The organism is Enterobacter sp. CCUG 70166 (assembly GCF_020224095.1).
Classification (GTDB): domain Bacteria; phylum Pseudomonadota; class Gammaproteobacteria; order Enterobacterales; family Enterobacteriaceae; genus Enterobacter; species Enterobacter intestinihominis.
This window is the reverse complement of the sequence record NZ_NRIQ01000027.1, coordinates 172,319-182,729: the sequence shown is the minus strand read 5'-3', so window position 1 is coordinate 182,729 and position 10,411 is coordinate 172,319. Positions and strand designations below refer to the sequence as shown.

Annotated in this window: 14 protein-coding genes and 1 pseudogene; 11 read left to right on the top strand and 4 right to left on the bottom strand. The window is 50.1% G+C overall.

Going from position 1 to position 10,411, the window contains the following annotated elements:
- From CKK19_RS12190 to CKK19_RS12180, 3 genes and pseudogenes are all read left to right on the top strand, one after another.
- A partial coding sequence (locus CKK19_RS12190; RefSeq protein ID WP_225455145.1) for a hypothetical protein occupies positions 1 to 233 on the top strand: 233 nt, incomplete at its 5' end.
- A gap of 172 nt (positions 234 to 405) precedes the next feature.
- A pseudogene (locus tag CKK19_RS25385) lies at positions 406 to 633 on the top strand (hypothetical protein); the annotation flags it as partial.
- Positions 572 to 928: a putative T6SS immunity periplasmic lipoprotein gene (locus tag CKK19_RS12180; protein ID WP_063146499.1), complete on the top strand. Its 357-nt coding sequence runs from the start codon at positions 572 to 574 to the stop codon at positions 926 to 928. The pseudogene CKK19_RS25385 and the gene CKK19_RS12180, both read left to right, overlap by 62 nt.
- Before the next feature lie 21 nt (positions 929 to 949).
- Here the strand turns inward: CKK19_RS12180 and CKK19_RS12175 are convergent, their stop codons facing one another.
- Entirely contained in the window at positions 950 to 1,594 is a 645-nt protein-coding gene (locus CKK19_RS12175) for a LysE family translocator (RefSeq protein WP_023306874.1), read from the bottom strand.
- A 186-nt stretch (positions 1,595 to 1,780) separates the two neighbouring features.
- Here CKK19_RS12175 and CKK19_RS12170 point away from each other — a divergent pair, with 186 nt between their 5' ends.
- From CKK19_RS12170 to CKK19_RS12155, 4 genes are all read left to right on the top strand, one after another.
- Complete coding sequence (locus CKK19_RS12170; RefSeq protein ID WP_023298535.1) at positions 1,781 to 1,924, top strand: hypothetical protein; 144 nt, start codon at positions 1,781 to 1,783, stop codon at positions 1,922 to 1,924.
- A gap of 212 nt (positions 1,925 to 2,136) precedes the next feature.
- Complete coding sequence (locus CKK19_RS12165; RefSeq protein ID WP_063854319.1) at positions 2,137 to 3,312, top strand: OmpP1/FadL family transporter; 1,176 nt, start codon at positions 2,137 to 2,139, stop codon at positions 3,310 to 3,312.
- A 63-nt stretch (positions 3,313 to 3,375) separates the two neighbouring features.
- On the top strand, positions 3,376 to 4,005 hold the full coding sequence (locus CKK19_RS12160; RefSeq protein ID WP_022649277.1) for a winged helix-turn-helix transcriptional regulator: 630 nt from the start codon (positions 3,376 to 3,378) through the stop codon (positions 4,003 to 4,005).
- A 100-nt stretch (positions 4,006 to 4,105) separates the two neighbouring features.
- Positions 4,106 to 4,717, top strand: a complete 612-nt coding sequence (locus CKK19_RS12155; protein WP_022649276.1) for an outer membrane beta-barrel protein — start codon at positions 4,106 to 4,108, stop codon at positions 4,715 to 4,717.
- Between the two features lie 58 nt (positions 4,718 to 4,775).
- Here the strand turns inward: CKK19_RS12155 and CKK19_RS12150 are convergent, their stop codons facing one another.
- Positions 4,776 to 5,174, bottom strand: a complete 399-nt coding sequence (locus CKK19_RS12150) for a hypothetical protein (protein WP_063854316.1) — start codon at positions 5,172 to 5,174, stop codon at positions 4,776 to 4,778.
- 171 nt (positions 5,175 to 5,345) lie between these two features.
- Here CKK19_RS12150 and CKK19_RS12145 point away from each other — a divergent pair, with 171 nt between their 5' ends.
- Positions 5,346 to 7,328, top strand: a complete 1,983-nt coding sequence (locus CKK19_RS12145) for an alkyl/aryl-sulfatase (protein ID WP_063854315.1) — start codon at positions 5,346 to 5,348, stop codon at positions 7,326 to 7,328.
- Between the two features lie 102 nt (positions 7,329 to 7,430).
- On the opposite strand, the gene CKK19_RS12140 is transcribed toward CKK19_RS12145, so the two are convergent.
- Both CKK19_RS12140 and CKK19_RS12135 read right to left on the bottom strand, forming a co-directional pair.
- Positions 7,431 to 8,315 (bottom strand): SDR family oxidoreductase, encoded by an 885-nt coding sequence (locus CKK19_RS12140; RefSeq protein ID WP_022649272.1) that lies wholly within the window; start codon positions 8,313 to 8,315, stop codon positions 7,431 to 7,433.
- 61 nt (positions 8,316 to 8,376) lie between these two features.
- A complete protein-coding gene (locus CKK19_RS12135) occupies positions 8,377 to 8,766 on the bottom strand; it encodes a YdeI family stress tolerance OB fold protein (RefSeq protein WP_063854314.1) in 390 nt (129 codons plus the stop codon).
- Positions 8,767 to 8,905: 139 nt separating this feature from the next.
- On the opposite strand from CKK19_RS12135, the gene CKK19_RS12130 reads away from it, so the two are divergent.
- The 3 genes from CKK19_RS12130 to CKK19_RS12120 are packed head-to-tail and all read left to right on the top strand — an operon-like array spanning position 8,906 to position 10,399.
- Positions 8,906 to 9,409 carry a hypothetical protein gene (locus tag CKK19_RS12130; protein WP_023298530.1) on the top strand — a complete coding sequence of 168 codons (504 nt, stop codon included), beginning with the start codon at positions 8,906 to 8,908 and terminating at the stop codon, positions 9,407 to 9,409.
- Positions 9,410 to 9,418: 9 nt separating this feature from the next.
- The gene (locus CKK19_RS12125; protein WP_022649269.1) at positions 9,419 to 9,865 is read left to right on the top strand and encodes a DUF421 domain-containing protein; all 447 of its coding nucleotides are present in this window, start codon (positions 9,419 to 9,421) and stop codon (positions 9,863 to 9,865) included.
- Between the two features lie 15 nt (positions 9,866 to 9,880).
- Positions 9,881 to 10,399, top strand: a complete 519-nt coding sequence (locus CKK19_RS12120; RefSeq protein WP_022649268.1) for a 2-oxo-tetronate isomerase — start codon at positions 9,881 to 9,883, stop codon at positions 10,397 to 10,399.
- The last annotated feature ends 12 nt before the right edge of the window (positions 10,400 to 10,411 follow it).

The following is a 10,411-nucleotide window of genomic DNA, read 5'->3' as shown; positions in this document are numbered from 1 at the left end:
AATCAACGGGGAGCAGGTCAGCCATAAATGACCTCGCTAGACGATTTGTTACCCTGGCGGGAGTGGTGGCTGTGTGTACCTTTACCCTACTGCTACTTTTCGTCTTCAGCTCACCTGATAGAGCAGCTGCACGGGGGCTGGCGATGATCTTTGGGGTTGCCATTATGTCCTTCGCACAGCCGCCGGTAATTTCCTATAAATCCTGGCGTTATCGAAAAAATACAAAGGATTAACGGGTTCCATTTTCTGCTGTTAACAGGTCGAAAATCACTTTTGCTTTAACGCCATAACCGATAATCTTCATTGTTATCTTAAGAGTGCTTATTGTGCTGACATTGCGATAGTAATCGTGTGAAAACCAGCGGAATAATCTCCAGGCTCCAGTTTTCGAGCAAGTCCTACTTGGCTGCTGAATATACCTACAGGCTGGATAAAGAAAAGCTCACTGATTACTCTCTTGAACAGCAAGCCTCTATTTTAGCTGATTACTGGTTACTGCTGGTTTATGGGATTAGTAAGTGGTCTTATTACCAAAGGCCTGGGCGCATGGGGATGTACAGGGGCGTTAAACATGAAATACAAAATGTTGCTGGGTGTTGTGTTCATCTTAACGGGATGCCCTGGGCCTGGTGATCGAATGGTAGATCGTGAATCTTCAACGGCATTAATCAAAGATAATCAAGTTTGTGTGTTGTCACCACTGGAGCCACAGGAACGGATCACTGCTATCCAAATCAACAGTGATAATAGCGACTCTCTTCACAAGATTTTTGATGACAAGCCCGTGTATGTTCAAAAGGGCGGGTGTCTTCCTGTGTTTGGATTTAAGTTTACACCTGGAGAGCGGTATAACTTCGCCTATGACGTCCAATCTGATAAATCAGGGTCACATTTAGTCACTGCTGTATTTTCTTATCCCAAAGAATAAGGGGCTGAACGCCCCATATTCTTAACGGCGTGTAAACGCCAATCTGAGCCCTAATCCAATGAATGTTACACCAACAATTCTATCCAGTATTTTCTGCAACCTTCTGTTTTGCGAAACGGTTCCGGCTGCACTACCTGCAAGTACGGCGAACGTTAAATCAGTCATAAAAGCGATTAATGCGTAGGTCATTCCCAGGAGTAGAAAAGAAGCTGTCTGGTGCTCGCTTCCAGGCGCAACGAATTGAGGGAAAAAGGAGATGAAGAATAACAGTACCTTCGGGTTGGTTAAGGTAGTTATGAAACCTTTAGTAAGTAGACTCGTCAAAGTCGCTTTTGCCTTAACGCGTTCAGCTTCGTTGTGATTCGTGGTTTGCTTTGTCAGCGTTCCCCAAATCATCTTACTACCGAGATACACCAGATAAGCCGCACCGAGAGACTTAATGATGGTGAACATCATCGGAGATGCTGTTATCAACGCGGTTAATCCCACAGCGCTTGCAATTGCATGTGTGCAACTACCTAATGCTACACCAGCGGCAGAGATAATTCCCGCTCGTCTTCCATTAACCACGCTTTGACCTACCACGTAGGCTATATCAGGCCCAGGTGTAACGGAAAGGAGAAATACAGATAGGACGAAAAGCCCAAAATGAGTTATGTCCAGCATAGCCATCTCCAGAAAAAAATTATGTACCTCCATGCTAACACTGAATTTTTATGCGTAAAAGGTGATTTTATATGCTTTTAGTCTGCTTTTGCTAAACAACGAATCACTCATGGCATAACACGCTAAGTTGCACATTTCCTGTACCCTGGATACCCTGAGATTAATCCTAATAACTCAAGGGTGAGTATGGCTAGCGGGAAGAGAAAGAATCAAAAGGAATCGCCTGAAGAAGAGTTAGATCGCCTGCTGGATGAGCTTGAACTCACACCGGAGCAACGGGAGTTTATTGAATCCATGCGAGAGGATAAGAGCGATCCCAGTAGTGAGTAACGCTTGTCTTAAGCCGAACGAGTACAAACGGCATTGTAAGAAATTCTTCTCCTGGTGCATGCAGAATCACGGTGCCTTTGTTCCGGCTGTCGCTGGAGTGTCATAAATATAATTACGCGCGCGCATAATTTAAAATTAAACCCTCTTTCTTTTTACGTAATCAATCGCCCCTGTTATATCTGTCGGCAAATTTTTTATTTCCCGGATCGCAGATGAAAACACGACTCCTCCTGTGCGCTGGCTTATTAGCTGCCTCCAGTGCCCATGCCAGCGCCCTCTATTTTTATGAAGCTGGCACCGAAGATACCGCGCTTGCCGGAGCAGGGCAGGCGGCTCGTGCGCAGGATGCCTCTACAATTATGACCAACCCGGCTGGCATGACTCGCTTACCGGATCATATGGTCACCGGTGGGTTACAGGTTATGGATGGCTCCATCGACAACCAGCTGGATAACGATGCCCATCAAAGCCCCGGCGATGTGATGAAAACCATCCCGAATGCCAGCGCCTTTTATAGTCAGAAGATAAACGATGATCTTTATGCCGGGGTCGGGCTTTACGGTAATTACGGCCTGGGGATCGACTACGGCAGCTGGGCGGGCGACAGACTGATTAAAAAGAGTACCATGGTAGCCATGACGCTCAGCCCCTCGCTGGCCTATAAGCTTAACGACCGTCTTTCGATTGGCGCGTCCGCCAACGTTAACTACGGTTACTTCTCGCTGACTCGCAGCGTTAACGATGATGACTACCGGCGACGCGATGAAGACCTGGCCATGAGCTATCGGCTTGGGCTGCTGATGCAGCTAACTGACCAGACCCGAGCTGGTATTACCTGGAACAGCGAAACGGACTACAGCTTCAATATTGACGGCAACGCGCGTCTACAGAACGGCACCTACGACCTGCCGGTGTCAGCACAAATCAGCGCGCCGCAGCAAATTATGCTCAGCCTTGTGCATGACATTAACCCGCAGTGGTCGGTTATGGGCGATCTCGGCTGGCAGGACTGGAGCCAGTTCGGCGCGCCGCAAATCGTCGTCGGGGACCAGCAGCTTAACAACGTCAGCCGCCTGAAGGACACGTGGCACGGTGCGGTGGGCGTGCAGTATCGTCCAACGCCTCAGTGGCGACTGAATGCCGGTGTGGCGTTCGATAGCTCGCCGTATGAAAGCCAGAGCGATGTGGCCTTAACCTTACCTACCGGCGATGAGTGGCGATTTGGTACGGGAGCCCAGTATCAGATCACCCCGGCCAGCAATATTGGTATTGCCGTGTCGTATCTTCATATGCAGTCGTCGCATGTGAAATCGCCGGTGGCGTTTGCCGGAAGTTACGACCATCCTTATCTTTGGTTTGCCAGCGTCAACTACAGCTATCAGTTTTGATCGGCTAACCGCTTAAAATATATGGTCTATAATGGCAGATACTGAATGTCAGAAGGTTGTACCATGCATATTTTACCGCCTGTTCGACCCGAAAAATCCATCGAACGACTGACCGCTATCCTTGAGCCGATAGCGGAGAAAGTGCACGTTGTTCCACGTAAGCGACTCACCTGGTTACGGAAGGGGAAACAGCAGATGTACCTCTTTCTGGAAGGGGAGCTGTCCCTGCTGCGGACATCGGATGGACTGGTGGTCGTGACCGTTTACGAGCCGCATTTGTTTGGTATTGCTGAGATGATCCAGCCTACGCAAGGCCATTTTCTCCGTGCGGAAAGGGAGTCGACCATTTTACGTCTCGATGCGGACAAGGCGGCCGAGTTATTCCGTGCCGAGGGCGTCTGGGAGGATGTCGCAGCGCTGCTCTCATACCATACGGCCTATTTGATATTCCGTGATGCGCAGGTACTCCAGCAGCGTACCTATTCCGTTATTCGTAACCACCTTCAGGAAATGATTTTGCTCCCGGAGGAGACGCGTTTGCGTACCACGATACTGGAATATATTCAGGATCGTACGCTGCTTTCTCGCAGTAGTATACTCAATGTATTATCCGCCCTTAAACAGGGAGAATATATCTCCTTTAAGCGCGGTGGGTATTTGCTTGAAGTCAGACACTTACCTGAATCATTCTAGGGGAAGTTTAAAATTAAACAGAAATGGAATTAACGAGGCTGTTAATTTTCTATATCGTTTGCTTTCTAAGTTTTATCTTTATTAAGTAAACGGTATATTTATGAAAAAGACAGTTCTCGCTTTGATTATGGTTAATGCGTTTACCGCCACTTCCGCGTTCGCCGCCGCTGATGCGGGCACCTGGTATGGCGGAGCGAAATTCGGCTGGTCACACTATTTTGATACCAATATGGGTTCAAAAGCGTTTGATAACAATAATTCCGACCACTTCGATTTTGACCATGATAATGTCGGTGGGGGTGTTTATACGGGTTACCAGATTACCCCATGGCTTGCGGTAGAAGGCGGTTATGATTATTTAGGCAACATGCAGATCAAGGGTCAGCATGGTGCAGGGGCGCAAATGAAGACGCAGGGTCTGCAAATGTCCCTGAAGGCCAGCTATGCCTTGACCAATGACTGGGATATCTACGGCCGTGCCGGGGCGATGGGCTATCGCGCTGAATCCGATGTAAGTGGTCACAATCGTTTTGAAACCGGTGTGCGCCCGCTTGCAGCTGTGGGTACTGAATACGCCTTCAATAAAAACTGGGCTGGCCGCCTGGAATATCAGTGGGTAAGCAATGTGGGTAATGCAAACCAGATCGGTGTGAGCAGCGACCTGAGTTCCGTCACCGCAGGGCTTAGCTATCGCTTTGGTCAGTACGACTGATGCATGTGATATGGCGATTAAGAAAAACCCGGCTGCTATGTTGCCGGGTTTTTTGTTGTCAGCTGGCGAATAACGGTTCAAGCATAATATGAATATTTTGCAGGCCCGTGACATTATTGTCTTTCAGGTATTGCTGATTAACCATATCTAACTGTTCCAGTTTGGTCAGCGAGGCGTAAACGCGTTGAACAGCGCTGTCCGCAACAAAAATTTCTTTTGCGGTAGTGTCCTGAAGATACTGTGATTTTACGCTGCGCGTTAAGTTATCGATCTGCTGTTTATTTTCCTGATAAAGAGACGCGATATGAGATATCTGTGCCAGCGGCGGTTTTTCCCCCGGTAATACCAGCGGAATTTGCAGATGATTAATCTTTTCAACGTTGTCTGGTGGTGGAGAGCTACATGCTGTTAATGTGCTCAGACTTAATATAGCGAAAAAGAACGGCAGGCTCTTCATCGAATCACTCCGGGGAAATAATTGGACTCAGCATTATCCCTGAAGGCCGCAGCGACGAAAGAATAAACTTATTTATTTATAAACGTTATTTCCATAGGTAAAAGAAAATCCCGGTGATAGCCTCCTTTCCCCCCATGTACCGCCAGCGTGAATATGACGCCTCGAGGATGTATGAAATTTAAAACTCTCGTTAGTGCGATGGCCGTTGCTGGTCTGCTATTGGCCTCGTTGATCTCATTGCCTGTCCTGGCACAAAAGGAGGTGAAGGAAGCCACTGCCCATACGAAACAAATGAATGATGCACTTTATGGTCAACTGCCCTTCTTTGATAAAACCGATTTCCGAAATGCGCATAAAGGCTTTATTGCCCCGCTGCCACCTGCGGTGATTAAAGGTGAAAAAGGCGCCGTTATCTGGAATCCCCAGAAATACGCTTTTATCAAAGAAGGGCAAAAAGCGCCGGATACCGTCAACCCGAGCCTGTGGCGTCAGGCGCAGCTGAATAATATCGGCGGTCTGTTTGAAGTCACGGAAGGCGTCTACCAGATCCGCAACCTCGATCTGTCGAATATGACAATCATAGAGGGCAAAGAGGGGATCACGGTTATCGATCCGCTGGTGTCTGCGGAAACGGCTAAAGCGGGTATGGATCTTTACGTTAAGCATCGCGGCAAACGTCCGGTTGTTGCCGTTATTTATACCCATAGCCACGTCGATCATTATGGCGGCGTGCGTGGCGTAATTGATGAAGCCGGGGTAATGTCCGGCAAAGTGAAAGTCTATGCGCCAGCCGGTTTTATGGAAGAGGCGGTATCGGAAAATATCATGGCCGGAAACGCCATGAGCCGCCGTGCCAGCTATATCCACGGAAACCTGCTGAAGCCCGGTGTGAAGGGGCAGGTGGGGGCAGGTCTGGGGACTACCACCTCAGCCGGAACGGTCACGCTCATCGCGCCCACTCACTCTATTACCGAAGAGGAGCAGAAAGAGGTCATTGACGGTCTCACCTATGACTTTATGCTGACGCCGGAATCGGAAGCGCCGTCTGAAATGCTCTGGTATGTGGAAGAGAAAAAGCTGATCGAAGCAGCAGAGAACGTCACTCACACCCTGCACAATACCTACTCGCTGCGCGGGGCGAAAATACACGATCCGCTGGCATGGTCAAAGTACATCAATAACGCCATCGATCGTTGGGGTGATAAAGCGGAAATCATTATCGCGCAGCACCACTGGCCCACGTGGGGTAACAAAAAAGTGGTGAAGCTGATGAAAAGCCAGCGTGATATCTACCGCTATATCAACGACCAGACGCTCAGACTGGCGAATAAGGGGCTGACGAGGGATGAAATAGCCGCTAATTTCGCCCTGCCTTACGGGCTGGCTAAATCCTGGGCAGGCCGTGGCTATTACGGCTCGGTAAGCAACAACGTCAAAGCCACCTATGTCTACTATCTTGGCTGGTTCGACGGCAATCCGGCGACGCTCGATGAACTGCCTCCGGTCGAGGCGGCGAAAAAGTATGTCGATTACATGGGCGGAGCCCGTGCAATCCTTGAAAAAGCCCGTGTCGATTATGCCCGGGGGGATTATCGCTGGGTGGCTCAGGTGGTCAGTAAAGTCGTCTTTGCCGATCCGAATAATAAGGCGGCGCGCGAACTGGAAGCCGATGCGTTTGAACAGCTGGGATACCATGCGGAGTCAGGGCCGTGGCGTAACGCCTACCTCACCGGTGCGCAAGAGTTGCGTAACGGCGTGAAGATAAAGCCGACGCCCAAAACCGCCAGCCCGAATGCGGTCCGTGCCATGTCGACTGAGATGATTTTTGACTACTTCGGCGTTCACCTTAACGGCGTCAGAGCGGCGAATGCCAGAGGCGTTTTTAACGTTGATTTAGGCCGCGAGGGCGGCAGGTATAAGCTGGAGCTGGAGAATGGCGTGCTAAACCACAGTGCCAATATCCAGGCAGAAGATCCGGATGCAACCATTACGCTCAGCCGCGAAACGCTGAACAAAATCATCCTTAAGGAAACCACGCTGAAAAAGGCGCAACAGGCAGGAGAGGTGACGATCGTCGGCAACGCCGCGAAGGTAGACGAAATGCTGCGCTGCATGGAGAGCTTCAGTTTCTGGTTTCCTGTCGTCACCCCTTAAAAGTAAAAAAGGCTGCTTTCGCAGCCTTTTAGCATTAGCCAACAACAATTTGCCGGGTGGCGGCTTCGCCTTACCCGGCCTACACTCTGCGCTGCTTGAGCGCTAGATGACGCCGTCGCCGCCGTCTGAACACCAGACCTGCCCGGAGGTGTATGAACACTCATCCGAGGCCAGAGTGACATACAGCGGTGCGATCTCCACGGGCTGTCCCGGGCGTCCCAGAGGGGTACTCTCGCCAAAATGTTTCACTTTTTCCTGTGGCTGCCCACCGCTGGGCTGGAGCACGGTCCAGTAAGGTCCGGGCGCTACCGCGTTCACGCGGATCCCTTTCGGACCCAGCTGTTTCGCCAGCGCTTTGGTAAACACCGCGAGACAGGCTTTGGTCTGCGCATAGTCAAGCAGTACGGCGCTCGGTTTTACCGCCTGTACAGATGAGGTGTTAATGATGGAAGCGGGAGCTTTCATGTGGCGCAACGCCGCCTTTGTGATCCAGAAAGGCGCATAGACGTTGGTTTTAAAGGTCGCGTCAAAATCTTCCGTGGTCAGTTCTTCCAGCGTCTCACGATACTGCTGGCGGCCTGCGTTATTCACCAGGATGTCCAGCCCGCCCAGTTTTCCGACGGCCTGTTCCACCAGGTTCTGACAAAAAGTTTCGTCCCGCACATCGCCCGGAAGCGCGACGGCATTCCGTCCTTCCGCTTTAATCAGGGCGATCACTTCCGCAGCGTCTTCTTCCTCTTCCGGCAAATAGTTAATGGCGACATCTGCCCCTTCGCGGGCATAGGCAATGGCTACCGCGCGTCCGATGCCGGAATCGCCCCCGGTAATTAGCGCCTTCTTACCGGTAAGCCGGCCATGCCCTTTGTAGCTTGTCTCGCCGTGATCGGGAACAGGGTCCATTTCAGAGGCCAGGCCCGGTGGCGTCTGGGGCTGCTCCGGGAAAGGTGGCGTTGGGTAAGCGTTCGTACGTTGTTCATTATCACTCATAGCTAACTCCTTGTTAGGGGTGAGATTTGATGGATAGTTACAGCGTTAACGCTTCGCTGAATTATTTTTGCAAGTGGCTGACCCGCACTACGGGTGGGGATGATTTTTTATCGAGCGAGCCGCTAATACTGATCATGTTGTCAGGTTCCAAGGTTCTGTCGTCAAATACGGCTTTCGGGATAATAACGTCGATTTTCCCGGTTTTATCCTGGAATACGTATTTATCGCCATTGCCATCAATAAGATTGCCGCGCAATGAAATAGAGGCGCCATCATGCATCTCTTTTGCCTGAGTAATGGTCATAATGCGCGCATCATCGGTACCACGATAACCACTGTCCAGGGCATGCGGCGGTGGCGGCGCTTCACCCTTTTGTAACCCGCCGTTATTATCTGCCCATGCGGAAGGGATAATTAATATTAACAAGGCTGAAATCACTGATAATTTCATCTGATATCCTTCATTTTGGATGTCTTGACTTATTAAGTATTGTTGCTATTCCTTTATGTGGCAAATGTGATAAGTCTTAAAAGCATTTGCGTAGAAAAATCAAAAATTTCGGCAATTAAGCGAAACGGTGACAAAAGCCATGGAACCAAAAAATGAAAAAGTGCCTGGGATAAAAGAGAGTTATCGTTTACTGACGTTTGAGTATGCATTTCGTCAGGTGGGTTTTATTGTACTGTTAGGTATTATCGTGGCCGCGTTAGCCGGCCTGTTTTCCAGCGGTGCGGTTAGCGACGTGGAGAAAACAAACGAAGCAAAATCCCTGAACCTGAGCTATGAGCGCTTCGGCCGCCGCCAGACCGAATCGCGGATGACGCTGACGTTTCCGGTGACGTCTGAGGGTAAATATATTCTCAGCCTGACCAGCGAAAGCAGCGACGTATATGAGCCGGGCAGCGTCTGGCCGCAGCCGGACAGCATGTATAGCCGGGGGAACACCCTGTTTCTCGTTTACGACAATCTGAAACAGAGCGATAAGTTCACCGTCCTGCTGTTCATCACGCCGACAAAAGCAGGGAAATGGACAAACAGCATCCGCGTAAACAACGGGCCAGATATCCGCTTCTGGCAGTTTATTTACCCCTAGGAGTCGAATATGGACATGGTTTTTCGTGCCCTGGCAATATACCTGTTTCTGGTGATCGTGTTTAAAGTCGCCGGACGGCGCGCCCTGCTGCAAATGACCAGCTTTGACCTTATTTTGCTCTTAATTATCAGTGAGGCGACACAGCAGGCGCTACTGGGCGAAGATTTTTCCGTCACCGGTGCGATGATTACAATAACAACGCTGGTGGTGGTGGATATTATTTTTGGCCTGATTAAAAAATATTCTTCTTCTGTTGAGAATGTTCTTGATGGCACCCCGGTGATATTGGTAGAGAATGGTATTCCCATTGCGGATAAACTGAAAAAAGTCGATGTATCCTGCGATGATATATTGGTTTCAGCACGCCAGAACCACGGCATAACGGAATTAAAGGATATTAAGTACGCGATCCTTGAGCGTAACGGCCATATTTCAATTATTCCTGAAGAAAATTAACTAAGGGGCACATCCATGAGCAACCTTATTCACGATAATAATACGACCATCAGCGAGCTGACGAAAAAGCTTGCCACGACGCTCACAGAAAGAGGACTGCGTCTAACCACGGCGGAGTCCTGCACCGGGGGTAATCTCGCGGTTGCGCTTTGCGCTGAAGAGAACACGGCGGAATTTTATGACGTTGGCATGGTGGTGTTCAGCGATGCGGCGAAGGAGAGGATCCTCGGCGTGCGGCACGAAACGATTGAGCGCTTCACCGCCGTCAGTGAACAAACGGTTACTGAGATGGCCGCTAAAATTCGCGATATTGCCGAGGCGGATATTGGTGTTGCCATCAGCGGCTATGCGGGACCGGAAGGCGGAGACGATGGCACGGCAGCCGGTACGGTCTGCTTCGGCTGGAATATTCGCGGACAGACGGAAACCCGCACCGTGCTGTTTTCCGGTGAATGTCAGGATGTGGTGGAAAAAGCGGTGCGTTATTCGCTGTCTGAACTGATCGAAATACTCTCCGGATGGGATAACGTCTGAGACAAGGGGAAA

Excerpts from the sequence above, each read along its gene's own strand:
- CKK19_RS12180 (WP_063146499.1), top strand. The coding sequence starts at position 572 with ATGAAATACAAAATGTTGCTGGGTGTTGTGTTCATCTTAACGGGATGC.
- CKK19_RS12175 (WP_023306874.1), bottom strand. The coding sequence starts at position 1,594 with ATGCTGGACATAACTCATTTTGGGCTTTTCGTCCTATCTGTATTTCTC.
- CKK19_RS12170 (WP_023298535.1), top strand. The coding sequence starts at position 1,781 with ATGGCTAGCGGGAAGAGAAAGAATCAAAAGGAATCGCCTGAAGAAGAG.
- CKK19_RS12165 (WP_063854319.1), top strand. The coding sequence starts at position 2,137 with ATGAAAACACGACTCCTCCTGTGCGCTGGCTTATTAGCTGCCTCCAGT.
- CKK19_RS12160 (WP_022649277.1), top strand. The coding sequence starts at position 3,376 with ATGCATATTTTACCGCCTGTTCGACCCGAAAAATCCATCGAACGACTG.
- CKK19_RS12155 (WP_022649276.1), top strand. The coding sequence starts at position 4,106 with ATGAAAAAGACAGTTCTCGCTTTGATTATGGTTAATGCGTTTACCGCC.
- CKK19_RS12150 (WP_063854316.1), bottom strand. The coding sequence starts at position 5,174 with ATGAAGAGCCTGCCGTTCTTTTTCGCTATATTAAGTCTGAGCACATTA.
- CKK19_RS12145 (WP_063854315.1), top strand. The coding sequence starts at position 5,346 with ATGAAATTTAAAACTCTCGTTAGTGCGATGGCCGTTGCTGGTCTGCTA.
- CKK19_RS12140 (WP_022649272.1), bottom strand. The coding sequence starts at position 8,315 with ATGAGTGATAATGAACAACGTACGAACGCTTACCCAACGCCACCTTTC.
- CKK19_RS12135 (WP_063854314.1), bottom strand. The coding sequence starts at position 8,766 with ATGAAATTATCAGTGATTTCAGCCTTGTTAATATTAATTATCCCTTCC.
- CKK19_RS12130 (WP_023298530.1), top strand. The coding sequence starts at position 8,906 with ATGGAACCAAAAAATGAAAAAGTGCCTGGGATAAAAGAGAGTTATCGT.
- CKK19_RS12125 (WP_022649269.1), top strand. The coding sequence starts at position 9,419 with ATGGACATGGTTTTTCGTGCCCTGGCAATATACCTGTTTCTGGTGATC.
- CKK19_RS12120 (WP_022649268.1), top strand. The coding sequence starts at position 9,881 with ATGAGCAACCTTATTCACGATAATAATACGACCATCAGCGAGCTGACG.